The following is a 21,933-nucleotide window of genomic DNA, read 5'->3' as shown; positions in this document are numbered from 1 at the left end:
CTCCGCCGCCCCCGTGGCCGCGCCGCCCCGTGCGCCGGTTCTTGCCGATGATGCCGCGCGGGAAGAGCGGGTGCGCATGACGCGCCTGCGCGCCACCATCGCCCGGCGCCTGAAGGATGCCCAGAACACCGCCGCCATGCTGACCACCTATAACGAGGTGGATATGTCGGCGGTCATGGCCATCCGCAACAGCTACAAGGACCCGTTCGAGAAGAAGCACGGCGTGAAAATGGGTTTCATGTCGTTCTTCGTGAAGGCCTGCTGCCACGCGCTCAAGGAAGTGCCCGAGGTCAATTCCGAGATTGACGGGCAGGATGTCGTTTACAAGAACTACGTCCATATGGGTGTCGCCGTCGGCACGCCCTCAGGCCTCGTGGTGCCGGTGGTCCGCGATGCCGACCAGATGGGCTTTGCCGCGATCGAGCGCAAGATTGCCGAACTGGGCGCGCGTGCCCGCGACGGCAAGCTGTCGATGGCCGAGATGCAGGGCGGCTCTTTCACCATCTCGAACGGCGGGGTCTATGGCTCGCTGATGTCCTCGCCCATTCTGAACCCGCCGCAATCGGGCATTCTGGGCATGCACAAGATCCAGGAACGCCCGGTGGTGGTGAAGGGTCAGATCGTGGTGCGGCCGATGATGTATCTGGCGCTCAGCTACGACCACCGCGTCGTGGACGGCAAAGGCGCGGTGACCTTCCTCGTCCGCGTCAAGGAGGCGCTGGAAGACCCGCAGCGGTTGTTGCTGGATCTGTGATGTCCGCCGGTTTCGCCAGCCTCGCGCTTGCGGGTTTTGCGTTTCTCGTGCTGGTCCATGTCGGCGCCCAGTCGATGCTGCTCAAGGCATCGGTGGGCAATGACTGGACACTCGGGTCGCGTGATCACCCGGCCCTGCCCGGCCCCCTCGCCGGGCGGGCAGAGCGTGCGTTGCGAAACCTCCTTGAAACGGCGCCGGCCTTTCTTGCGCTGATGCTTGCATGGCAATGGTCCGGGCGGGAAGTGCCGGTGGCGACGCTGGGCGCTTCGCTCTATCTCGGCGGGCGGGCGGCCTACCTGCCCGCCTATCTCTCCGGCCTGCGCTATCTGCGCACCCCGTTCTGGCTTGTCGCCAGCCTTGGTCTTGCCCTCATGCTGATCGGAGTGCTGTTCACATGACCCCCGAACTCACCGCCCTCACCCTCGCCGCCCTGCTGCAATGCGCGCAGTTTCTGGCCTATTCCGTCGCCGCCAACCTTCAGGTCGGCCCGAAATACGCCATGGGCCCGCGCGACACGCCGCGCCAGTTGACCGGGCTGGCGGGCCGCCTGCAGCGGGCGCTGGGCAACCATTTCGAAGGGCTGATCCTGTTCACCATCGCCGTGGCCGTCGTCACCTTTTCGGCTCAGGCCACAACCTTCACCGCCGCCTGCGCCTTCACCTACCTTGCCGCGCGCGTTCTCTATATCCCGGCCTATGCTTTGGGCTGGTCCCCCTGGCGCTCGGTCATCTGGGGCATCGGCTGGGCCGCCACCGTCCTCATGCTGCTTGCCGCGCTCTTCTGATGCCCTTTCATCTTGCCACAAATACGCTCGGGGGGTGAGGGCCGCAGGCCCGAGGGGGGCAGACAGCCCCCCTTCCCCCACCACCAAGGAGACCCATCATGGCCAATTTCGACCTTATCGTCATCGGCGCCGGCCCCGGCGGTTATGTCTGCGCAATCCGCGCGGCGCAGCTGGGCCTCAAGGTGGCCTGCGTCGAGGGGCGTGAAACCCTGGGCGGCACCTGTCTGAATGTCGGCTGCATCCCGTCCAAGGCATTGCTCAACGCCACCCACCATCTGCATGAAGCACAAGAGAATTTTCCCAAGATGGGCCTGATGGGCGTCAAGCCGAAGGTCGACTGGGCGCAGATGCTGGCCTACAAGGATGATGTCATCGCCCAGAATACCAAGGGCATCGAGTTCCTGTTCAAGAAGAACAAGGTCACCTGGCTCAAGGGCTGGGCCTCGATCCCGGCGGCGGGTCAGGTCAAGGTCGGCGATGAGTTGCATGAGGCGAAGCATATCGTCATCGCCACAGGTTCAGAGGCTGCCTCGCTTCCCGGTGTCACGGTGGATGAAAAGGTGATTGTCACCTCCACCGGCGCGCTGGCGCTTGAAAAGCTGCCAAAGAAAATGGTGGTCATCGGTGGCGGCGTGATCGGGCTTGAGATGGGTTCGGTCTATGCCCGTCTGGGCGCCGAGGTGACAGTGATCGAATATCTGGATCGTCTGATCCCGGGCAATGACGGTGAAATCGCCAAGACCTTCCAGCGCATCCTCAAGAAACAGGGGATGGAGTTCATCCTTGGTGCCGCCGTGCAGGGCGCCGAGGTGAAAAAGGGCAAGGCCAGCGTCACCTACAAGCTGCGCAAGGATGACAGCGAGCACAGCATCGAGGCCGATTGCGTGCTGCTGGCCACCGGGCGCAAACCCTATACCGACGGGCTGGGGCTTGAGGCGTTGGGGGTTACGCTGACCAAGCGCGGCCAGATCGAGACTGACGCGCATTATGCCACCAGCGTGAAGGGCATCCACGCCATCGGCGACGCCATCACCGGCCCGATGCTGGCCCACAAGGCCGAGGATGAGGGCATGGCGGTGGCCGAAATACTGGCCGGGCAAGCGGGGCATGTGAATTACGGCGTCATCCCCGGCGTGATTTACACCACGCCCGAGGTGGCCTCGGTCGGCGAGACCGAGGAAACCCTCAAGGACGCCGGGCGCGCCTACAAGGTCGGCAAGTTCAGCTTCATGGGCAATGGCCGCGCCAAGGCTGTGTTTCAGGGCGAGGGGTTTGTGAAAATCCTGGTTGATGCCGAGAGTGACCGCATTCTGGGCGCGCATCTCATCGGCCCGATGGCGGGTGATCTGATCCATGAAATCTGCGTCGCCATGGAATTCGGCGCCGCCGCCGAAGACCTTGCGCGCACCTGCCACGCGCATCCCACCTTTTCGGAGGCCGTGCGCGAAGCGGCGCTGGCCTGCGGGGACGGCGCGATTCACGCCTGAACCACGCAACCGGACGAAAACCCCGCCCGCCCCTGCCAAAGGGGCGGGCGGCTTGGTTTCAGCTTTCCTGAAACCCGGTCAGTGCTGCGGTCAGGTTGTGGCCCAGATCGTCGGAGAGATAGCCTCCCTCCTGCACCAGAACCAGCGGCAGGCCGGTGGCGGCGATGGCGCGGGCGATGCGGGTGAAGCCGGGGGTGGTGATGGCGAGGCCCTTGAGCGGGTCGTTTTCATGCGCATCCAGCCCCAGTGCCACCACGATCACATCGGCGCCGAACAGGGTGATCCGTTTCAGCGCGGTATCGAGCGCGCGCAGGTAGTCGTCAATCAGAGTGCCGCGCGGCAGCGGCAGGTTCAGGTTGTAGCCCAGTCCGGCGCCCTCGCCGCGCTCACTGGCATGGCCCCAGAAGAACGGATAGAACCGCACAGGATCGGCATGCAGCGAGACCGTCAGCACATCGGCGCGGTCATAGAATATCCCCTGCGTGCCGTTGCCATGATGCACATCGACATCCAGAATGGCGGGGCGTTTGCCGTGGCGCAGCAGCCATTCGGCGGCGATCCCGGCATTGTTGAGAAAGCAGAACCCCCCCGCCAGATCGCCGAAAGCATGATGCCCGGGTGGGCGTGACAGGGCATAGGCGGCCTGCGCGCCGTCCAGCACCGCACCTGCCGCGCTCAGGGCGGTCTGCGCGGACCAATAGGCGGCCTCCCATGTGCCGCCGGAAATGGGGCAGGCGGTGTCTGCCTGATGGAACCCTGCCTGCCCGACGGCTGAGCGCGGGTAGGAGGCCGTGCGCCGGTCCGGGTGGATATTGGGGATCACCTCATCGGCGGAACCGGGGATGCGCGTCCAGCGGGTGTGGATGGTGCTGAGAAAGGCGAGGTATTCGGGGCTGTGCAGCGCCGCGATGGGCCCCAGCCCGTGGTCGCGGGGGGCGGCAAAGCGGCAACCGGCGGCCTCGGCCCCTGCCTGCAGCACCTCGATGCGCCGGGGCTGTTCAGGGTTTTGCAGGCGCTGGCCGTTGGCCATGAAATGTTTCGGGTCATGCAACATCTGCCGTGGGTCTAGATAGGCTTTCATGAGGCTCCTTTCAGCGCTGCCAGCGCTGGCCCGGTCAATGTCAGATAATGCTCGTCCGGGGCATGGGTGAAGCCCAGCCGGTCATAGAAGGCCCGCGCGCGCCGGTTCCCGGCATAGACCCCCAGCCGCAGGAAACCCGCGTTCCAGAGCGTGGCGCCCTCATCGCGCACGGCGGCCAGCAGAAGCGGGCCCAGCCCGCCGCCGCGCCGCGCATCGTCCACCCACAGGTCCGAGACATAGACCCCCGCCATGCCTTGCGTGGTTGAGAAGAGCGGCGAGAACATCGCCACGCCGACCAGCGCGCCGCCGCTTTCGGCCAGCAGCGCGTGGCATGCACCGCCCCCGGCCAGAGCTGCCGTGATCCGGGCATCCGTCGCGCGATGGATATCGCCCATCGATTCCGACAGGCGGGCCAGCGCCGTGTTCAGCCGCGCCCCGTCTGCCGGATGCGCGCGGCGCAGGGTAATCTGCGTCATCGCCTCAGAACCTCACCTTGTCAGCGCCTTTCAGTGCCAGCAGCGCGCGCGCCTCATCCGGTGTGGCCACCTCGCGCCCCAGCGCTTCGACGATACTGCGCACCTTCGCCACCTGCTCAGCATTCGATTTTGCCAGAACGCCGCGCGAAATGAACAGGTTGTCTTCCAGCCCCACGCGCACATGCCCGCCCATGCCTGCGGAAATCGCTGCCATTGGCATCTGCTGGCGCCCGGCGGCCAGCACCGAAAACAGGTAGTCCGCGCCAAACAGCCGGTCGGCGGTGGCCTTCATATGCGCCAGATGCTCAGGCTCGGCGGCGACCCCGCCCAGAACGCCCATGACGAACTGAATGAAGATCGGCGCGCGCACCAGCCCCCGGTCGCGGAAATGGGCCAGCATGTGCAGATGGCTCAGGTCATAGCACTCAAATTCGAACCGCGCGCCACGCTCCTCGCCCATCTGACGCAGGATCGATTCGATATCGCGCGGAGTGTTGCGGAACACCAGATCGTCGGAATTGCGCAGAAAGGGCTCTTCCCAGTCGTGCTTCCAGTGGCGCGGCTTGGCAGCCATCGGATAAAGCGCGAAATTCATCGTCCCCATGTTGAGCGAGGCCATCTCCGGCGCGGCCTCCAGCGGCCCCGCCAGGCGGTCTGCCAGTGTCATTACCGCGCTGCCGCCGGTGGACAGGTTCACCACCGCATCGCAGCCCGCCCGGATCGCGGGCAGAAAGCCTTTGAAATGCGCCGGATCGGCCGAGGGGCGGCCATCGACCGGGTCTCGTGCATGCAGATGCAGGATGGCGGCACCCGCTTTGGCAGCGTCGATCGCCTGGGCGGCGATCTCGTCGCCGGTGACGGGCAGATAGGGCGACATCGAGGGGGTGTGAATGGACCCGGTGATCGCGCAGGAGATGATGACCTTGGACATGCGCCTCCCCTCAGGCCGCTGCCGCGACAGCGGCGCGCAGCCGTGGCGCAAAACGCTCCAGCGCGGTGCCAAGCTTGTCGATGATTTCCGTGATATGCGTTTCATCGGCAATCATCGGCGGGCAGACAAGGAAATGGTCGCCCGCGCGCCCGCCGCGTGTGCGGCGCGAATAGATGATCAGCCCCTCGGCATAGGCCAGCTCCACCAGTTCCAGATACGCGTTCAGCGCAGGCGGCAGCGGCGCCATCGAGGCGCGGTCGGTGACCAGCTCAAACGCCAGCAACAGTCCCTCGCCGCGCACATCGCCGATGAAATCATACCGCGCCATCAGCCCCTTGAGCCCGTCCTTCAGCAGCGCGCCGATCCGGGCCGCGCGTGCCACCAGCCCCTCGGCTTCGATCACCTCCAGCACGGCCAGCCCGGCGGCGCAGGCCAGCGGGTTTCCGGCATAGGTGAAACCGTGCAGAAAGCCGCCCGCCGCCTGCACCGGGGCCACGATGCGCTGATGCGCGACCATTGCGCCCAGTGGCGCATAGCCTGCACCAAAGCCTTTGGAGAGCGCGAGAATATCGGGGGCGACATCCCAGTGCTCGGCGCCGAAGAAACGCCCGGTGCGCCCGCCGCCGCACATCACCTCGTCATGGATCAGCAGCACGCCGTGGCGGGTGCAGATATCGCGCACCGCCTGCATATAGCCCGCAGGCGGCACCAGCGCGCCGGTAGCCGCGCCGCCGATCGGCTCCACGATGAAGGCGAGCACCGATTCCGGCCCCTCAGCCAGAATCTGCGCCTCCAGCATGGCCGCATAATGCACCCCGGTCGCGGGGTCGGCAGGGTTCAGCCCGTCCAGATAGGCGGTGGGTGCGGGCACCTTGGGCATGGCCTGCATCATCGGCGCGAAGGGCGCGGTCAGCGGGTCATAGCCGGTCAGCGCCAGCGCACCCAGCGTGCAGCCATGGTAAGAGGGATAGCGCGAGATCACCTTCCAGCGGCTTTCCTGCCCCGTGACCACGGCCCATTGCCGCGCCAGCTTGATCGCGCTTTCCACCGCCTCGGACCCGCCAGAGACAAAGAAAACCTTCTCCATCCCCTCAGGGCTCAGCGCGGCGGTTTTTGTCGCCAGCGCTTCCGACACCTCGGTCTGGAAATGCAGCCGGTAGCCGAAGGTGTATTTTTCGATCTGGCGGCGCAGCGCGTCCTGCACATGGGGGTGCGAATGGCCGATGTTCGACACCATGGCACCGGATGAGCCATCCAGATACCGCTTGCCGTCCACATCCCACATATAAACCCCGCGCGCCTGCGCCAGTTGCGGGCGCTGGGCTGAAGACAGGTAGAAAAGGTGGCTCTCGGGTGTTGTCATCTCTGTCAGCCTTGCGTGGCGGGAAGGGCGGTGCAGTCGCGCGGGCGCAGCAGCAGCGCAACCGTGCTGCCCTCGGCAAAGGGGCTGTCGTCAATCATGTTGATCGCCTGCACCGAGTGGTCGCCCATACGCAGGAAATAGCGCGCGGCCTGCCCCTGATAATCGACGGCCTCAACCGTAGCGGGCAGCGACAGCGCGCCATCGCGCGTGGTGCCCGCCGGGGCCAGCAGCAGCTTTTCGGCCCGGATCACCAGACTGGCGGGGCCAGCGCCCGCCAGTTGCGGCGCGCGCGAGCGCGGGATGGCCAGCGGCGGCAGGCCCGGCACCTCAAGCGCGATCTCGTCGCCGCGCAGTTCAAGAACCTGTGCGGGCAGAATGTTCGCAGCCCCCAGAAACCGCGCGACAAATTCGCTGGCGGGGGTGTTGTATACCTCTTCCGGCGGGCCGACCTGCTCGATACGGCCATCCGACATGACGATGATCTGATCAGACATCGCCAGCGCCTCGGACTGGTCATGCGTCACGAATACCGAGGTCACGCCGATGCGCTTCTGGATGTTCTTCAACTCCACGCGCATGTTCTCGCGCAGGTTGGCATCGAGCGCTGAAAGCGGCTCGTCCAGCAGCAGCACATCAGGCTCGATGACAATCGCGCGGGCCAGTGCAATGCGCTGCTGCTGGCCGCCCGACAGCGCGGCGGGGTAGCGGTGCGCCAGATGCGGCAGTTGCACCAGCTCCAGCGCCTCATGCACACGCCGCTCCATCTCGACGCGGGAAACCTTGCGGTAGCGCAGGCCAAAGCCCACGTTCTCGGCCACCGTCTTGTGCGGAAAGAGGGCGTAGTTCTGAAACACAAGCCCCAGATTGCGCTTGTGGATCGGCACATCGTTGATCCGCCTGCCCTTGATGGCGATCTCGCCCTCGGTAGGGTCCAGCAGGCCCGCGATCATCCGCAGTGTCGTGGTCTTGCCGCAGCCCGACGGGCCCAGCAGGGTCACGAAACTGCCCTCGGGGATATCAAGCGACATCCGGTGCACGGCGGTAAAGGTGCCGAAACGCTTGACAATATCGGTGAGGCGGACCTCGGCCATGGAAAGCTCCGTTGATGGCTTCCACCCGGGCAGGCCGGGCGGAAGCGGTTCGGTTGCCCGATCAGAACCCGCGCTGGACGCGGGCGAAGGTTTCAGACCATTCGGCCTCGTTGCCGTTCCAATAGGCCGGATCGGCAAAGGTCAGCGCTTCCAGCGTGCCGGAAGGGTCATAGGCGGGCAGCGTGGGGATCTTCTCGCCCAGATCCACTTTCGTGCCATCCAGCGCGGGCGGATAGCTCTGCCCCTCGGCCACCGCGATCGAGGTTTCGGGCGAAAGCATGAAGTTCAGCAGCTCTTCGCAGGCCTCAACCGGGGAGCCCTTGAGCACGAACAGGCATTCCTGCCAGCCAAAGCCGTTGGGCGGGTCATAATAGCCGATGTCATGGCCCTGCTCCTGCAAGGCGGCAATCCGGCCTGACCAGCCCTCGGTGACATAGATTTCCTCTTCGGCCAGCAGGCTCATCAGCTCCGCGCCCGAGCCCCAGTACTTCAGCGCCAGATCGCGGTGTTCGCGGATCGCGTTCCAGACGGCTTCCATATCCCCGATGGCGTTGGGGTCCTGATCGGTCTGAAGCGCGCCATACCAGACGCGGGTGCGCCAGTCATGCCAGCCGCCGATGCGGTTTTCATAGGCCGGGTCGATCAGGATGCGCGCACCCTTCTCGCGGATTTCCTCGTCCGAGATGAATTTGCGGTTATAGGCCAGCCCCGTGGTGCCGTAGTTATAGGGCACCGCTGAAAGATGATCCGGCGTCACCCGGCGGTAGGCATTGGTGAGCGCGTCCATCACCAGTTCCATGTTGGGGATGTTGTCGAGGTTGAGTTCGACATCCAGCCCCATATTCACATAGCGCGCGTAGTCGAACACGCCGGACAGATGGGCGATGTTGTATTCCCCTTCGCGCGAGGCGCGCACCTGCGCAAGAAACTCGTCGCCACCGGCAAAGGTGCCATCGACAACATTGATGCCGGTGGCAGCGGTGTAGGGGTCAAAGGCATGGCGCCGGAAGGCCTCGGACACAACGCCGCCCCAGCCGTCAAAGCGCACCTGCGTCACATCCTGCGCGCGGGCCATCCCGGCGAAGGGGGTGTGCAGCCCATAGGCCGCGCCCGCAGCGCCGATCAGGCCCAGAAACGAGCGGCGGTCCATGCCGCCGTTGCGATAGCGCTCCAGCAGGCGCTCATAGCGTTTTGTATTGTCCATCGGTGTCACTCCTTGTCGGTTGTTGTGTTCAGGGGTCAGTCCTGAGGGTGTTGCGGTTCTTACCTGCCGCTTTTCATTGCCAGTCGCCGGGCCAGCGCCGCCCCCAGCAGCGGCACCCCCACGGTCAGCACAATCATCACCGTGCCGAGCGCGTTGATCTCAGGGCTGATCGAATGGCGCAGCATGGCGAAAATCTGGGTTGGGACGGTTTCAACGCCGCCGGGTTTCCAGAACAGCGTGCCGGTGATGTCATCGAACGAGATGGTAAAGGCAAACAGCCCGCCCGCCGCGACCGCCGGCATCAGAAGCGGCAGCGTGATGGACAGGAAGGTCTGCACGGGCGAGGCGCCAAGGCTCAGCGCGGCCTCCTCCACATCGCGGCGGATGCCGACCAGCCGCGCCTGCACCACCAGAAACACGAAGGGCAGGGTAAAGATGACATGGCCGAACAGAAGCAGCGTGAAGCTTTTGCCGATCCCGATAAAGTTGAGGAACAGCAGCAGCGCCACCGCCAGCACCACCTCGGGCACCAGAATCGGCGCAATCAGCACCGTGGTGATCAGGTTGCGCCCCGGCACCCGGTAGCGCACCAGCGCCAGAGCGGCGAGCACCCCCAAAGTGGTGGAAATCAGCGCCGTCAGCACGCCCAGCAGCAGCGAGGTGCGGAAGGCGCGCATCACCGCCTCGTTGTTCCAAAGCGCCTCGAACCAGCGCAGGGACAGGCCGGTCATCGGGAAGGCGCCGAACTGGTTGGCGTTGAAGCTCAGCAGCACCACCACCACAATCGGCAGGAACATGAACACATAGACCATCACGGCGTAGAGCGTGATCAGATACCAACCCAGACCCCGCCGCATCAGCCCAGCCCTTTCGCAAGCTGCGCCATGCCAAGGAAGCGGTTGTATACCGCCACCAGCAGGCCCAGCACGAGCAACAGAAGTAGCGACAGCGCCGAGCCCATGGGCCAGTTGAGCTGCGTGATGATCGCCTCGAACACCAGATTGGCGAACATGGCATCGCGCGGCCCGCCCAGAATCAGCGGTGTGATATAGGTGCCCGCGCCCAGCACGAAGCACAGCAACCCCCCGGCCGCGAGGCCCGGCAGCGACAACGGCAGCACCACCTGCACAAAGGCCTGCCAGCGGTTCGCACCCAGCGAGGTGGCGGCGTCTTCAAGGTTGGTGTCGATCCCTTCAAGGCTGACATAGACATTCAGCACCATGAACGGCAGCAGGAAATGCACCAGCCCCAGAATGACCGTGGCCTCGTTGTAGAGCATCCGTATCGGTTCAGAGATGATGCCAAGGCTCAGCAGCAGGGTGTTCAGCGCGCCGGAGGAGCCGAGAATATTGATCCAGCTCATCGTGCGGATGATATAGCTGATCCAGAAGGGCAGCAGCAGAAGCAGCAGCAAAATCATCTTGTTACCGCGTGATCGGGCGATGAAATAGGCCGCCGGATAGCCCAGAAGGCCGCAGATCACCGTGGTGATTGCCGCGATCTTGAGGGTGTTGAACAGGATGTAGCGGTAAAACGGGTCGGTGAGCGCGCGCTGCCAGTTGTCCAGATGGAAGCCGGGCGTATCCGGCCCCATCGCGCTGCGCAGCCAGAACGAATAGACCACGATGAACAGGAGCGGCACCATAAGCAGCAGCCCCACCGCCACCAGTGCGGGTGACAGCAGGATCCAGGGTTGCCGTGCCTCTCGGGCCTCGATGCTCAAGGGTCGCGCTCCGGTTTTGCGGAAGATTGAGGGCAGACTGGCCGATGGCTGTGCATTGCGCAAATTGATAATCATGATAACCTATATTGATGAAATCAATGCACCGCCTTCCCCCCCTTGATGCCGAGCGCCTGACGCGTGATCTGGACTGGAACCTGCTGCGCACCTTCCTTGCGCTGGTTGAGGAAGGCTCGGTCACCCGCGCGGCGGAACGGCTGGGGTTGCAGCAACCCTCGGTCTCCAGCGCGCTGAAACGGCTGGAGGAGCGCGTGGGGCGGCGGCTGATTGACCGTGGGCCGGGCCGGTTTGCCCTGACCGAGGCCGGGCGCCTGCTGCGTGACGAGGCGGTGGATATCAACGGCGCGATCCTGCGCATCGGCACCCTGCTGCGCGAGGTCGGCGAAGAGGTGCGCGGCCATGTCTCCATCGCCATCGCCAGCCATGTCTATTGCCCGCTGTTCGATGATGTTCTGGGCGCGTTTCACCGCGAATACCCGGCCGCGACCTTTTCCTTTGATGTCAGCGCCAGCCGTCAGGCCGTGGCGGCGGTGCTCGCAAGGCGGGTGTCCTTCGCCGTCTGCCTGCTGCGCGAGCACAACCCCAAGCTTGAAAGCCGCCGCATGTTCCGGGAATTCTTTGGCCTGTTCTGTGGCCCCGCGCATCCGCTTTTCGGGCGCACGGGCCTGACCATGGCCGATCTGGCCGGGCAACCCTCGGTCAGTTTTGTGACTGATCAGATGGATGATGCGCTGCGCCCGGTGACGCTGATGCGCGCGGTCGCGGGGCTGGACGTGAAGGTCGTGGGCTCATCGGCCAATCTGGAAGAGGTGCGGCGCATGATCATCGCCGGGCTGGGCGTGGGGCCGCTGCCGATCCATGTCTGCCGTGAAGATGTCGAGCGCGGCAGGTTGTGGCGCCTGCCGCCCTATGACAACCCGCCGCCCATCGACGTGCATCTGCTCTGGAACCCGCAGGCGCGGCTGAACCGGGCGGAAAGCATCCTGCGCGATGCGCTCATCGCCCGGATCGAGGCGACACCGATTGCCGAGCGCACCTATGTCTAGATCAGCGCGACAATCATGATGATCGACACCGCCAGCAGCGCCATGCCCAGCACCTCGGCCAGCCGCACCTTTTCGCGGAAGAAGATCACCGAGGCGAGGATGGAGAAGATCAGCTCGATCTGGCCAAGACTGCGCACATAGGCCGCGTTTTGCAGGGCAAAAGCGATGAACCAGCCCGCGCTGCCCAGCACCCCCGTCACCCCCACCGGCAACACCGCCAGCCAGCGCGTGGCCACCCGCCCCAGCTCTCCCGGTTCGCGCCAGCGCAGCCACAGCGCCATGGCGAGGGTCTGAAAACTGGTGGCAGCGACCAGCGCCACCAGCGCGCGGAACAGGGCCAGCGGGTGGTCCACCTCCAGCGTGGCGGCCCGGTAGCCGATGGCTGACAGGCCAAAGAACCCGCCCGCCAGCAGCCCAAGCACCAGCGCGCGGTGGCTGGCGCCCTGACCCGTCCAGCCCCCGGGCGGGCGCGACAGGAACAGCACGCCCAGCGTGCCGATCAGGATCGCCACCAGCCCCAGCGCCGAGACCGGCTCCCCCAGCAGAAGCGCCGAAAACCCCGCCACAAGGATCGCCTCGGTCTTGGTAAAGGCGATGCCCACGGCAAACGAGCGCTCGGAAAACAGCGCGACGGTGCAGAAGGTGGCGATGATCTGCGCAGCGCCGCCCGCCATTGCCCAGAGCCAGAAGGCCGGGGGCAGGGCGGGCAGGCCGTCACCCCGCGTCACCATCAGCGCCACCAGCGCGGCCCCGGCGAGGGGTGCGGCAAAGACAAAGCGCGAAAACGTCGCCCCGCCGGTGGACAGGCCCAGCCCCTTGAGCCGCTTTTGCAGCATGAAGCGCACCGTCTGCACCGCCGCCGCCGCGATTGTCACCCATACCCAGATTTCCATCGCGTATTCCCGTGGCCGCCCAGATCAGATTTCGCGGGGCCGGAACCCGCATGTTGCCCGGTCACATGGCCGGTATCACCCTGCCGCGCGGCGGTGGCAAGGGGGCCGCAGGGATCAGGGCTTTCGCGCCACGATGAACGGGCGCCAGCGCTGCCCCTTGCTGGCGTGGCTTTCCTGCACCAGCACGTCGAACCCGGCACCGCGCACCATCCCCTCCAGCACCGCCGCCCTGAAAGGCACAACATGCGGGGCCTTGCCGAAAAAACGCATTACGGGCAACAGCACGCTCCCGATCAGCGGGTTCATATCCCCCAGACAGGGCGTTTTCGAGATGAACAGCCCGCCGGGTTTCAGCAGCGCATGGATGCTGCGCAGGCTTTCCGGCAGATCGCGCAGCAGATGCAGATAGTTGAAGCCCAGAACGGCATCAAACGTGCCTGCCGCGCCGGTCAGATCTTCAGCCGCGGCAACCCGGAAGCTCAGGGCGGGGACCGGGGCCTGCGCCAGCTTTTCCCCGGCGATGGTGATCATCGCTTCCGAGATATCAGTCGCCAGATAGGTGGCCACGCCCGGTGCCAGCCGCAATGCCGTGGTGCCCGTGCCGCAGCCCAGCTCCAGCACGCAGTCGCCGGGGCGCAGATGGGCCGCTGTGCGCGCCAGCGTGCGTTCATAGCCCGCGGGGTCACCGATGGACGCGCCCGCGTAGCGCCGCGCGGCCTTGTTCCAGAAGCGGATGTCGCTGGTGATGCTCATGTACCGTTCTCCTCTGCCGCAGATTTCTCCATATACGCAGAAAAGAAAATTGGCGAAATTTGCAGCACGCTTATACATGAATGCATGAAAGTGATGGACTGGAACCATATCCGCGCCTTTCACGCGACAGCGACGCTGGGCTCGTTGTCGGCGGCGGCGCGGCATCTGGCGCTGACCCAGCCCACCCTGTCGCGGCAGGTTCAGGGGCTGGAGCAGGCGCTGGGCCTGTCCCTGTTCGAGCGCCGTGGCCGGCGGCTGGTGCTGACCCAGGCCGGGGCAGACCTGCTCGGTCATATCCGCCTGATGGGGGATGCCGCCGATTCTGTCGCGCTGACCGCAAGCGGGCGTGTGCAGGAGGTGGGCGGGCTGGTCAGCATCTCGGTCACCGACAGCTATGCGGCTTATATCATGCCCCGTATCGTCGCGCGTATCCGTGCCGAGGCCCCGCAGATTACCGTGGCGATCATCGCCACCAACGATCTCAGCGATCTGCACCGGCGTGAGGCCGATATCGCCATCCGCCATGCACCGCCTGAGCGGCCGGGGCTGACCGGCGAGTATCTGGGCGAAACCCGCGCGGGGTTTTATGCGTCAGAGGAATGGGTTGCGCTGAACGGCCTGCCTGCGGGACCGACAGGTCTGGCGGGGGCGGCGCTGATCGGTCTTGAAGACCCCCTGCTCTTTGCCGAATATCTGCGCGGCATCGGAATTCCGGTTCAGGGGGCGGATATGCGGCTGACCTCCAACTCATCGGTCGCGGTATGGGAGATGGTGCGCCGTGGTCTGGGCATCGGCGCCATGCTGCATGAGATTGCCGAGGGCACGCCCGGGGTTGTCAATGTGCTGCCCGACATGGCGCCGATACAGGTGCCCCTCTGGCTGATCACGCATCAGGAATTGCAGAACAGCCCGCGCATCCGTCTGGTTCTGAACATTCTGGCCGATGCGCTTGCCCGTGAACCGAAGCGGCCCGACGCGAACCCCCAGGTAACCACCTGATCACCCCACCAGATGGCGCAGCCCCTGCGTGACATCGGTGCGCAGGGCCAGCCGCAAGCCCGGCTCATCCCCGGCGTTCAGCGCTGCCAGAATCATCCGGTGATGCGGTGGCGGGGTGTTGCGGCGCAGGCGGCCGTATAGCGCGCGCATCGTTGGCCCCAGTTGCAGCCACAGGGTTTCCACCAGCGCCAGCATCGCCGGGCTCTGGGCGCGCAGGTACAGGGTGCGGTGGAACTCCAGATTGGTGCGGATATAGGTCACGGCATCGCCGCGCCCCACCGCATCCGTGATCGCGGCGTTGATCGCCTCCATCCGGTCGATCAGCGCGGGATGGGCGCGGGGCAGGGCGCGGCTGCCCAGCTCCGGCTCCAGCAGCGCGCGGATCGAGGCCAGCTCTTCGATCCGCTCATTGCCCAGCTCAGGCGTTGCCACCCGGCCTGAGGCAGAAATCGTCAGCGCCCCCTCGGCCACCAGCCGCTGCACGGCTTCGCGCGCGGGTGTCATGCTCACTCCGAACTCCCGCCCGATGCCGCGCAGGGTCAGCGGCTGGCCCGGCGCGAACTCGCCATGCATGACCTTGGTGCGCAACGTCCGGTACACCCGGTCATGTGCCGAGAGTTGCGAGGGGTCAGTCGAGGGGCGGTTGGCGCGCAGCATGGTGCAGCGTCACCACAACCGCCCCGCGCCGTCAAGCTGGCGTGAAGCGGAAGCGGTGCAGGCTGGAGCCTTGCGCGCGCAGCCAGCCACGCGGGGCCTGATAACCCGGCATCAGCCGCGCCACCTCGGCCCAGAAGGCGGGGGAGTGGTTCATCTGCGCCAGATGCGCCACTTCATGCGCGGCGACATAGTCCAGCACCTCGGGCGGTGCCATGATCAGCCGCCATGAAAACATCAGATCCCCGGCGGAGGAGCACGACCCCCAGCGCGAGCGCGGGTCACGCAGGCTGATCCGGCCCGCGGGCCTGCCCAGCAGCCCGGCATGATGCGCCACGCGCTCACCGATCCGCTGGCGCGCGCGCAGCTTCAGATAGGCCAGCACCCGCACCGCCGGTTCAGCCCTGGCGGGAACCAGCAGGCAATCGCCCTCAACCCGCGCGGCCCTCACGGCGGCCGGGGTGATGGTCAGCGACGCGCCCTCAAGGGGAATCGCCGTGCCATGTGCGACGCCGCATTGCCCCGGCAGGGCCGACACAGCCGCGCGCAACCACGCCGCACGCTCGTTCAGAAAGTCGTGACCATGGCGGCTGGCGGCGCGGCGGGGCAGGGTGAGGGTGATTTTCCCGTCCAGCCCCGAAACCCGCAACGAGATGCGCCGCGCCTGCGCCGAGCGGCGCCAATGCACCACAAGCGGCGGTTCTCCGGGCAGTTCGGTGGTGTCGGTCTCGTTGCTCATTCGGTCTTTCCGCATGTCGTTTGCCCGGCGCATCACCGCCAATGGACCCCGCGCCATCTGAACACTGCCACAAAGGCTTTGACAAGCACCCGCTCTTGTGGCAACCGGCGTCGATCCAAGCATCAGGAAGGGGATTTCATGCCCAAAGCAGAATGGGGTGTAAAGCGCGTTTGCCCGACCACGGGAAAGCGTTTCTACGACCTGAACAAATCACCCGTCATCAGCCCTTTCTCGGGCGAGGTGGTCGAGCTTGAGCAACCCGGCCGCAAGAGCGCGGCGTCGTTGCAGGCTGAGGCCGCCAAGGCCAAGGCCAAGCCCAAGGCGCATATCGAGGATATCGATACCGACGACGTGCTGCTCGATGATGATGATGTCACCGTTGATGCCGATGACGATCTGCTCGAAGATGAAGACGATGATACCGTTTCCTTCGATGAGCTGTCGGACGTTGCAGGCGACGACGAAGATGTCTGACGGGCGTGCAGCCATGTGCATTTTCCCTCTTGCACTGGCTGCGCGGCTTGCATAAACAGCCCGGGCGTTCCTGAGGGATCGCACCTCCGGTGGGGCCATAGCTCAGTTGGGAGAGCGCTTGAATGGCATTCAAGAGGTCAGCGGTTCGATCCCGCTTGGCTCCACCAATAAAGTCAAAGACTTAGACGAAAGACAGCCTCGCTAATGCGGGGCTTTTTTTTGCTGGGTAACGGCAGGGGTAACGAGCCGACTTGTTTAGCGGGCATACAACATCACGCGCTCGTGTCACCTTTCGGGGAAGTTTGCTGCGCCTACATGTCAAGATGCTGCGCCGATGGCGTTGATTGTGGAACCGCTGCGCTTCAGGGCGTTCAGCAGCGCAAAAACACGCACAATTCACGCGATTGATGTTGCGTCAGCAAATGCTTTCCCTTGGTGGCTAAGATGATAGTATCACTTTAGTGGTGGCACAAATCCTTGCAGGGGCTGGTTCGCCGGTTGCGTCTACCACAAGAGAGGGAGCGGTTTCCCGCTCCCTCCAATCTCAACGGACGGCAAGTCAGAGTTCGATCCGGAACACTTTCTTGCCATACCACTTGGCCCAGATCTTCCGACCATCCTTGGTCGTTATGTAGGGCCGATAGATGACGCGCTTCGCGTCGTTCGGTGTGTCCATAGGTTGACCTCCTATTGGACGTGAACCGCTCCCTCAACTTGCTTTCGACGGCGTGATGTTGAGGGGGCGGACCTTCTGAGCATCAAAAGCCGTATGCTTTTTCGCCCGAGGTTCTGATGTGTGCGACGTTCGGGGCGGACGCACTAGGGGAAAGCCGGTAGACGTCATTGTTGTACGAGACGACACCATCATTCTTGAGTCGAGACAGTAGGCTCGAAACGGACCCCCTCTCAAGGTGGATTCCTTTTGCTTCCGCCAGATCGACTGCGGCTGTCGCGTTGAGGCCCATAGCCCCCACCTCTTCCAGTAATTCAAGGACAGTCGTCTTGACGCTACCCTTCGGCGCCCGTCCGTCACGCGCCGGGGGCCGCTCATCTAGCATTTCTAGCAAAAGGGATTCCTGGGCGCGCAACTTTTCAATCTCGCGAAGATGTTTTTCAATCTCTCTCTGGATTCGATCAAGGCGCGACCGCATATCTGACATACTAGGCGCTCGTGGCATGCCTATCTCCTTTAAGTGGTGGCCCCGGTGGGATTCGAACCCACAAACCTTGCAGGGTATCCGTTTCAAAGACGGTTGCGTCTACCGTTCCGCCACGGAGCCTATGTTGCGCCGGTGTGCTCCCGATGCACTATCAATGGTGCCGCAAAATAGGGGAGCAGGTCAAGAACGCCGATGATCAGCAATTCGCATCAAAAAAATGTAGCGTTTACAAAGTGATAGATTATTTTCTCGCGTGGCATCAGAAAATTTATGATTGACCAAAATGATTGTTCAGCGGTTGGGGGCCGAATCAGAGTTGTTTCAGACCAATTCGTACTTACGCCACGCGCGCCAATGAAGTGAGCCGCTGGCGGGGTCGATCAAGCGCCGATGCAACCGCATCACCGTCCATCCCTGCCAGTGCACAGACCATGTGGAAATCCCTAGACCCTATCCATCCCGGATCGCGGCCAGCATCGGCGTCGTGAACCCCATAGAGCAACACGCGCAACCATAGCTCGCGGCAGGGGTTCGGCCTGTCATTGGAATGAATGATGAAGGGGGCAATCATGTTGACCACCCCCCTCTATGGCGCGCAAAACCCTGCTGGAACCGCGCAGCCATATTTGCAGGCTTCGCGGGCATGTCATGCGCCCTTGCAAAGCGTCTCGATCCAGTCAGGGGCAGGCGGTGCTGCCTCGCCAAGTTCAAGCGCCGCCGATACGACCCCGCTGCGAAGCCTCTCAAGGTCGTGGGGCATGAGCCGCAACCGTTCAAACGCCGCCCTGTCGTCCAGCCATTGCCGGTAGCGCGCCGCCCCTTCCGCCAGCGCCTCGGCCTCGGCCTTTTTCGCCGCAATCGAATCGCGGTAGTTGTCGAGGGTGCTGCGTGCGTTGCTCTCGGCCCGGTCCTGTTGATCGGTTGCGGCGCGTTCCTCCTGCGCGGCCAGCTTGCGAAGGTATCCCCGAAGGTGCACCGCCTCGGCAATCAGATCGCCATTGCCGGAACCCGTTGCAGGCATCAGGCCAGTGAAGCCTCGCGCGTCAAACTTTTCATCGCGGATACTGCGAACGGCGGGATTGCGCGGCTGGAAATACCGTTCCATCGCGTCGGCCCGCTCTTCCTCGGTCGGCGCGCGCAGCGGCCCGCCCCCGTTCAAGACGCCAGACACTGTGCGCAGGCGCGCTTCGGCATCCTTGCGCGACCATGCGTCCTTGTGCGCGGCCCCGCGTGACTGCAACGGGAAATCCGGGCAGGCCATCGCATCCGGCCAGATCGTCGCCGGGTCGCGGGTCAGGGTCAGGTCTGGCGCGAAGTCGATCTGATTTGCTGTCTCGGTCATGATCACAGATCCTTCTCGCTTGGCAGGGTCGAAGCCCAGTCAAAGCCCCCGGCTTGTGGGGTGCGGGCAGGCCGGGGAATGGTGTCATCTTCCCGTGGCAGCATCGCTACCCAAGGGTCCATGCTGTCACCATTGGCAACGCGCGCCGGTGCCTCGTCTTCGCGGGGAAGCATCGCCGCCCAATCGAAGGCATCAGCGCCGCCCTGCGGCTCGGTCTTGGCCTCCTTGGCCTGCTCCAAACCACTGGTCACGGCATTCTTGACGATCTCCGCCAGCGCCGCCTTGTGACGCTGGACGCGCTCGAAAGAGGGGTGAACATTCGTTACGAAACTGGACTGTCCCATGAGATTGGCTCCTTGTGTGAAATGGGATTTACACGGCCCTGCGGCCTGTTCTTGCGCAGCAACATTGCCGCACCTGCTTTGCGCCTTGTGAGGGACGCCACGACGCCCGCAACGGCGTTGGCACGGTCATCATGGCCGCCCGGTGCATGGTCGATCTGATCGCGCCCGCTGCGGCTGGTGCGCCGTTCCAGCCCGGCAAACTGTCGCGCCACGATATCGCAAGGGGGCAGCTCAACCCGGCCCGAATTCATCGCGGCCAAGGCTTCCAGATAAAGGCCGGATCGGTCGAGTTCCGAAACCTCATAGGCAATCCTGTGATTTGCGAATTCATCGCGCGGCCATCGGCCCGCGTATCTGTCGCCCGTCACTTTTGTTATATTATAACGCTTGAGTACCTGCGCAAACTCAGCCACGATCCCGGCAGGTGAACCCTTGCGCCCCGTCACCATATCAATGATCGCCGCATCGCCGTCACGGTGGCCGATTGAAAGCGTGAATTCATCGGCACCGCCCCCGGCAGGATCGACAAAGGCGACATACGACACGCCCCGGACATGGGGCAGTTCGCGCGGCTTAGGCCGGGTGCATTCTGCAATCAGGTCAGCGTCAACAAAGCTGGCGATATCGCTGCGGAATTCAGCCAGGTATTCAGCCTTTGCCGCCTCTGGATCGTCGCGCAGGGCATCATCAACAACGCGCTGCGGCAAGGTCGGGTTCATCGTCATGGAAGGCGCGCGCGCCACCAGTACGCGGGTGTCAGTGTCATCTGCGAAGCTGCGCCGGAAGGTTTCCCACAAAACGCCGCGCCTGGCGTAAGGCGATGACAGGGCAATCAGCTTGCCGCCGAGGGTCGCAAGGGCTGGCCTTAGCGCGCCGATGATTTCGCGATCGGGGTTCGCGCCTTCACTGTGCCAGAAGGCGATTTCATCCGCGATGACTGCGGCCAGCGTATAGCCCCTTACGCTGCGATGACTGGCGGTTGTGATCTCGATCACAGTGCGGTTGTCGAGTTCGATCTGTTCCGAATTCTCGCGCACCACCATCCGGCGCAGCATGGGGTTTTCGTTCACCATGCCCGATATGTATCTCATCACGGCCCGCGCCTGCTTTCGATCCGCTGCGATGGTCATCACAGTGGCGACTTCACCGGGTGCCAGCTTGGCGCTGTAGTCAAAGAAGCAAGCCAGATACACCGCCAGAAACGCCGCTGCATGGCTCTTGCCCCCGCGCCGCCCTATCGCTAGCCAGAGTTCAGCGAACGCCGCCTGTGGGGCGCTCTGGCGGGCTGTCAGGCTCTTGAATGCGTCCAGTTCGGTGGCGTCCAGTTTCAGCCCATAGAAGCCCGAGAGCAAGGCGCGCCAGCTTGTGAAGCTTTCCCCGCCGAAGATGCCGCCAAACAGCGCCGGGTCGGTCATGGCTTGGCGAATGTCGATCATCACGAACCACCCGACGCAGCATAGACGAGCGCGCAGGACGCGAAGCCAACGGCAACGCAGAACGCGAAATCATGGCTTATGAAATAGGTGAGCGTGATCATGATTCCCCCCGGATAGCCGTGGCCAGTCCAGCCAGTAGGGCCAGCGCCGCCGACAAAGTGAGGGACACGCGGCCAGCATCGGTGCCATTGCGCCAGAAGTGAAGAACAGGACCGGGCCGGATCGTCACAAGGTCGCCCGGTGATCCACCTGCAACGGCCATCAGTTCGCCAGCAAGCGCCGTGGCCTGCGAAGGTGACAGGGTGCATGTCGCTGGCCGGGACGCCGCAAGGGTCAGCGCGACAAGGCCGCCAGCAGGGGCAACCGTGATCCGGGCGTGTGGGGGTGAGATGCATTCAGGCATTGGCCGCACGGCCCCGGATATAGCTTTGAAGGTCGGGTGTTACGTCACGGGCGCGGCGCTCAAGCCCAAGATCGGAAAGCAAGCGCCGCATGGCATTGGAAACCGTGGAGTATTGCAGCGCGTCGAATTCCTGCCCCTGCGCCAGTTCTGTTTCGCGTTCTTCGCACCAGATGCCCAGCGTTGCAGCGCGCGCCACAAGGTGCCGTTGTGCCTCTGTCAGATCGCCCCCAAGATCGTTTTCAATCTCTGCGGTGATTTCACGAAAGCGCCGCGCCATGTTGCTGCGCCCGTCAACTCCGGCCAACATCAAGCGTCCCGTGCCTTTGGCGGTGCGGCACTGTATCGGTGGAAGGTCTGGTGCGCGTCTATTTCTAGTCATCTGTTACCCTTTGGTTACCCAAGATAGCATAATGCATGTGCGTGGTGAATATTAATCTATGTTTTACAATGGTTTGAAATGTTAGGCTCTGTGACTACATGTCAAGAAATCAGCGATTTTGCACGGTTCTTGTCTCGGTCGATCTGCGCAGAAAATCATGGTCGGGAGTGCAATATTTCCCGCCGGATATAACGCTCAGAAAAGCCCCATCCTCACGCCCGGAACCGTTCACCGGCGCGGCATGATGTTGTTCCTTGCCAGCGTCCTTCTGCCTGTCATCCATTGCGCGCAGCCCCTTCCAAAGGGGTGCGCAGCGCATAGGGGTATGGGGATATATCGGAACAGGGGTTGGAAGGGGGTTGGAAGCGTCATTCGGGTTCGCCTTGTGGGTTGGAAGTC

The 21,933-nt window shown here is 64.0% G+C and carries 25 protein-coding genes and 2 tRNA genes; 8 read left to right on the top strand and 19 right to left on the bottom strand.

The annotated features are described in order from the left end of the window. The 4 genes from odhB to lpdA all read left to right on the top strand — a co-directional run. Positions 1-754: 2-oxoglutarate dehydrogenase complex dihydrolipoyllysine-residue succinyltransferase (gene odhB / locus V7Q53_RS20190; RefSeq protein WP_333830622.1), on the top strand; the 754-nt coding region annotated here is incomplete at its 5' end. After that, positions 754-1,152, top strand: a complete 399-nt coding sequence (locus V7Q53_RS20185; RefSeq protein ID WP_333830621.1) for an MAPEG family protein — start codon at positions 754-756, stop codon at positions 1,150-1,152. The genes odhB and V7Q53_RS20185, both read left to right, overlap by 1 nt. After that, a complete protein-coding gene (locus V7Q53_RS20180) occupies positions 1,149-1,538 on the top strand; it encodes an MAPEG family protein (protein WP_333830620.1) in 390 nt (129 codons plus the stop codon). Before V7Q53_RS20185 ends, V7Q53_RS20180 begins: the two co-directional genes overlap by 4 nt. Before the next feature lie 98 nt (positions 1,539-1,636). Then, positions 1,637-3,025, top strand: coding sequence for a dihydrolipoyl dehydrogenase (gene lpdA, locus V7Q53_RS20175; RefSeq protein WP_333830619.1), 1,389 nt, complete (start codon positions 1,637-1,639; stop codon positions 3,023-3,025). A gap of 58 nt (positions 3,026-3,083) precedes the next feature. On the opposite strand, the gene V7Q53_RS20170 is transcribed toward lpdA, so the two are convergent. From V7Q53_RS20170 to V7Q53_RS20135, 8 genes are all read right to left on the bottom strand, one after another. Continuing rightward, on the bottom strand, positions 3,084-4,106 hold the full coding sequence (locus tag V7Q53_RS20170) for a histone deacetylase family protein (RefSeq protein ID WP_333830618.1): 1,023 nt from the start codon (positions 4,104-4,106) through the stop codon (positions 3,084-3,086). After that, complete coding sequence (locus tag V7Q53_RS20165; RefSeq protein ID WP_333830617.1) at positions 4,103-4,582, bottom strand: GNAT family N-acetyltransferase; 480 nt, start codon at positions 4,580-4,582, stop codon at positions 4,103-4,105. Before V7Q53_RS20165 ends, V7Q53_RS20170 begins: the two co-directional genes overlap by 4 nt. A 4-nt stretch (positions 4,583-4,586) precedes the next feature. Beyond that, positions 4,587-5,513, bottom strand: coding sequence for a 3-keto-5-aminohexanoate cleavage protein (locus V7Q53_RS20160; RefSeq protein ID WP_333830616.1), 927 nt, complete (start codon positions 5,511-5,513; stop codon positions 4,587-4,589). 10 nt (positions 5,514-5,523) lie between these two features. Next, a complete protein-coding gene (locus V7Q53_RS20155) occupies positions 5,524-6,876 on the bottom strand; it encodes an aminotransferase family protein (RefSeq protein ID WP_333830615.1) in 1,353 nt (450 codons plus the stop codon). 5 nt (positions 6,877-6,881) lie between these two features. After that, entirely contained in the window at positions 6,882-7,967 is a 1,086-nt protein-coding gene (locus V7Q53_RS20150) for an ABC transporter ATP-binding protein (protein ID WP_333830614.1), read from the bottom strand. A 61-nt stretch (positions 7,968-8,028) separates the two neighbouring features. Further along, positions 8,029-9,171: an ABC transporter substrate-binding protein gene (locus tag V7Q53_RS20145; protein ID WP_333830613.1), complete on the bottom strand. Its 1,143-nt coding sequence runs from the start codon at positions 9,169-9,171 to the stop codon at positions 8,029-8,031. A gap of 59 nt (positions 9,172-9,230) precedes the next feature. Next, positions 9,231-10,028: an ABC transporter permease gene (locus V7Q53_RS20140; protein ID WP_442954457.1), complete on the bottom strand. Its 798-nt coding sequence runs from the start codon at positions 10,026-10,028 to the stop codon at positions 9,231-9,233. Continuing rightward, positions 10,028-10,894: an ABC transporter permease gene (locus V7Q53_RS20135; RefSeq protein WP_333830612.1), complete on the bottom strand. Its 867-nt coding sequence runs from the start codon at positions 10,892-10,894 to the stop codon at positions 10,028-10,030. The genes V7Q53_RS20140 and V7Q53_RS20135 overlap by 1 nt, the downstream gene beginning before the upstream one ends. 98 nt (positions 10,895-10,992) lie before the next feature. Here V7Q53_RS20135 and V7Q53_RS20130 point away from each other — a divergent pair, with 98 nt between their 5' ends. Beyond that, positions 10,993-11,958 carry a LysR family transcriptional regulator gene (locus V7Q53_RS20130; protein ID WP_333830610.1) on the top strand — a complete coding sequence of 322 codons (966 nt, stop codon included), beginning with the start codon at positions 10,993-10,995 and terminating at the stop codon, positions 11,956-11,958. Here V7Q53_RS20130 and V7Q53_RS20125 read toward each other — a convergent pair. Together V7Q53_RS20125 and V7Q53_RS20120 are read right to left on the bottom strand one after the other, a co-directional pair. Continuing rightward, the gene (locus V7Q53_RS20125) at positions 11,955-12,851 is read right to left on the bottom strand and encodes a DMT family transporter (protein WP_333830609.1); all 897 of its coding nucleotides are present in this window, start codon (positions 12,849-12,851) and stop codon (positions 11,955-11,957) included. The genes V7Q53_RS20130 and V7Q53_RS20125 overlap by 4 nt on opposite strands. 114 nt (positions 12,852-12,965) lie before the next feature. After that, complete coding sequence (locus tag V7Q53_RS20120; RefSeq protein WP_333830608.1) at positions 12,966-13,604, bottom strand: class I SAM-dependent methyltransferase; 639 nt, start codon at positions 13,602-13,604, stop codon at positions 12,966-12,968. A gap of 84 nt (positions 13,605-13,688) precedes the next feature. Between V7Q53_RS20120 and V7Q53_RS20115 the strand changes: the two genes are divergently transcribed. Then, positions 13,689-14,603: a LysR family transcriptional regulator gene (locus tag V7Q53_RS20115; protein ID WP_333830607.1), complete on the top strand. Its 915-nt coding sequence runs from the start codon at positions 13,689-13,691 to the stop codon at positions 14,601-14,603. On the opposite strand, the gene V7Q53_RS20110 is transcribed toward V7Q53_RS20115, so the two are convergent. Together V7Q53_RS20110 and V7Q53_RS20105 are read right to left on the bottom strand one after the other, a co-directional pair. Further along, a complete protein-coding gene (locus V7Q53_RS20110) occupies positions 14,604-15,260 on the bottom strand; it encodes a GntR family transcriptional regulator (protein WP_333830606.1) in 657 nt (218 codons plus the stop codon). A gap of 31 nt (positions 15,261-15,291) precedes the next feature. Then, positions 15,292-15,996 carry a M48 family metallopeptidase gene (locus tag V7Q53_RS20105; RefSeq protein WP_333830604.1) on the bottom strand — a complete coding sequence of 235 codons (705 nt, stop codon included), beginning with the start codon at positions 15,994-15,996 and terminating at the stop codon, positions 15,292-15,294. Positions 15,997-16,134: 138 nt separating this feature from the next. Between V7Q53_RS20105 and V7Q53_RS20100 the strand changes: the two genes are divergently transcribed. Further along, positions 16,135-16,470 carry a TIGR02300 family protein gene (locus V7Q53_RS20100; RefSeq protein WP_333830601.1) on the top strand — a complete coding sequence of 112 codons (336 nt, stop codon included), beginning with the start codon at positions 16,135-16,137 and terminating at the stop codon, positions 16,468-16,470. A gap of 91 nt (positions 16,471-16,561) precedes the next feature. After that, positions 16,562-16,637: transfer RNA gene (locus V7Q53_RS20095), tRNA-Ala, on the top strand. A gap of 591 nt (positions 16,638-17,228) precedes the next feature. On the opposite strand, the gene V7Q53_RS20090 is transcribed toward V7Q53_RS20095, so the two are convergent. The 7 genes from V7Q53_RS20090 to V7Q53_RS20060 all read right to left on the bottom strand — a co-directional run. Next, on the bottom strand, positions 17,229-17,630 hold the full coding sequence (locus V7Q53_RS20090) for a hypothetical protein (protein WP_333830599.1): 402 nt from the start codon (positions 17,628-17,630) through the stop codon (positions 17,229-17,231). A gap of 34 nt (positions 17,631-17,664) precedes the next feature. Beyond that, positions 17,665-17,750, bottom strand: a tRNA-Gln gene (locus V7Q53_RS20085). 526 nt (positions 17,751-18,276) lie between these two features. Next, entirely contained in the window at positions 18,277-18,972 is a 696-nt protein-coding gene (locus tag V7Q53_RS20080) for a hypothetical protein (protein WP_333830597.1), read from the bottom strand. 2 nt (positions 18,973-18,974) lie between these two features. Continuing rightward, positions 18,975-19,316, bottom strand: a complete 342-nt coding sequence (locus V7Q53_RS20075; RefSeq protein ID WP_333830596.1) for a hypothetical protein — start codon at positions 19,314-19,316, stop codon at positions 18,975-18,977. Then, positions 19,295-20,752 (bottom strand): hypothetical protein, encoded by a 1,458-nt coding sequence (locus tag V7Q53_RS20070; RefSeq protein ID WP_333830595.1) that lies wholly within the window; start codon positions 20,750-20,752, stop codon positions 19,295-19,297. Before V7Q53_RS20070 ends, V7Q53_RS20075 begins: the two co-directional genes overlap by 22 nt. 395 nt (positions 20,753-21,147) lie before the next feature. Then, positions 21,148-21,462, bottom strand: coding sequence for a hypothetical protein (locus V7Q53_RS20065; protein WP_333830594.1), 315 nt, complete (start codon positions 21,460-21,462; stop codon positions 21,148-21,150). Between the two features lie 181 nt (positions 21,463-21,643). After that, positions 21,644-21,933, bottom strand: a 290-nt coding sequence (locus tag V7Q53_RS20060) for a hypothetical protein (RefSeq protein ID WP_333830593.1), incomplete at its 5' end; no start/stop codon positions are given.

The sequence above is a fragment of the Pararhodobacter sp. genome (genome assembly GCF_036802785.1).
In the GTDB taxonomy this organism is placed as follows: Bacteria; Pseudomonadota; Alphaproteobacteria; order Rhodobacterales; family Rhodobacteraceae; genus Pararhodobacter.
The sequence above is the reverse complement of the archived record's forward strand: the minus strand, read 5'-3'. Positions and strand labels throughout refer to the sequence as shown.

Excerpts from the sequence above, each read along its gene's own strand:
- V7Q53_RS20185 (WP_333830621.1), top strand. The coding sequence starts at position 754 with ATGTCCGCCGGTTTCGCCAGCCTCGCGCTTGCGGGTTTTGCGTTTCTC.
- V7Q53_RS20180 (WP_333830620.1), top strand. The coding sequence starts at position 1,149 with ATGACCCCCGAACTCACCGCCCTCACCCTCGCCGCCCTGCTGCAATGC.
- lpdA (WP_333830619.1), top strand. The coding sequence starts at position 1,637 with ATGGCCAATTTCGACCTTATCGTCATCGGCGCCGGCCCCGGCGGTTAT.
- V7Q53_RS20170 (WP_333830618.1), bottom strand. The coding sequence starts at position 4,106 with ATGAAAGCCTATCTAGACCCACGGCAGATGTTGCATGACCCGAAACAT.
- V7Q53_RS20165 (WP_333830617.1), bottom strand. The coding sequence starts at position 4,582 with ATGACGCAGATTACCCTGCGCCGCGCGCATCCGGCAGACGGGGCGCGG.
- V7Q53_RS20160 (WP_333830616.1), bottom strand. The coding sequence starts at position 5,513 with ATGTCCAAGGTCATCATCTCCTGCGCGATCACCGGGTCCATTCACACC.
- V7Q53_RS20155 (WP_333830615.1), bottom strand. The coding sequence starts at position 6,876 with ATGACAACACCCGAGAGCCACCTTTTCTACCTGTCTTCAGCCCAGCGC.
- V7Q53_RS20150 (WP_333830614.1), bottom strand. The coding sequence starts at position 7,967 with ATGGCCGAGGTCCGCCTCACCGATATTGTCAAGCGTTTCGGCACCTTT.
- V7Q53_RS20145 (WP_333830613.1), bottom strand. The coding sequence starts at position 9,171 with ATGGACAATACAAAACGCTATGAGCGCCTGCTGGAGCGCTATCGCAAC.
- V7Q53_RS20140 (WP_442954457.1), bottom strand. The coding sequence starts at position 10,028 with ATGCGGCGGGGTCTGGGTTGGTATCTGATCACGCTCTACGCCGTGATG.
- V7Q53_RS20130 (WP_333830610.1), top strand. The coding sequence starts at position 10,993 with ATGCACCGCCTTCCCCCCCTTGATGCCGAGCGCCTGACGCGTGATCTG.
- V7Q53_RS20125 (WP_333830609.1), bottom strand. The coding sequence starts at position 12,851 with ATGGAAATCTGGGTATGGGTGACAATCGCGGCGGCGGCGGTGCAGACG.
- V7Q53_RS20120 (WP_333830608.1), bottom strand. The coding sequence starts at position 13,604 with ATGAGCATCACCAGCGACATCCGCTTCTGGAACAAGGCCGCGCGGCGC.
- V7Q53_RS20115 (WP_333830607.1), top strand. The coding sequence starts at position 13,689 with ATGAAAGTGATGGACTGGAACCATATCCGCGCCTTTCACGCGACAGCG.
- V7Q53_RS20110 (WP_333830606.1), bottom strand. The coding sequence starts at position 15,260 with ATGCTGCGCGCCAACCGCCCCTCGACTGACCCCTCGCAACTCTCGGCA.
- V7Q53_RS20105 (WP_333830604.1), bottom strand. The coding sequence starts at position 15,996 with ATGAGCAACGAGACCGACACCACCGAACTGCCCGGAGAACCGCCGCTT.
- V7Q53_RS20100 (WP_333830601.1), top strand. The coding sequence starts at position 16,135 with ATGCCCAAAGCAGAATGGGGTGTAAAGCGCGTTTGCCCGACCACGGGA.
- V7Q53_RS20090 (WP_333830599.1), bottom strand. The coding sequence starts at position 17,630 with ATGTCAGATATGCGGTCGCGCCTTGATCGAATCCAGAGAGAGATTGAA.
- V7Q53_RS20080 (WP_333830597.1), bottom strand. The coding sequence starts at position 18,972 with ATGACCGAGACAGCAAATCAGATCGACTTCGCGCCAGACCTGACCCTG.
- V7Q53_RS20075 (WP_333830596.1), bottom strand. The coding sequence starts at position 19,316 with ATGGGACAGTCCAGTTTCGTAACGAATGTTCACCCCTCTTTCGAGCGC.
- V7Q53_RS20070 (WP_333830595.1), bottom strand. The coding sequence starts at position 20,752 with ATGATCGACATTCGCCAAGCCATGACCGACCCGGCGCTGTTTGGCGGC.
- V7Q53_RS20065 (WP_333830594.1), bottom strand. The coding sequence starts at position 21,462 with ATGTTGGCCGGAGTTGACGGGCGCAGCAACATGGCGCGGCGCTTTCGT.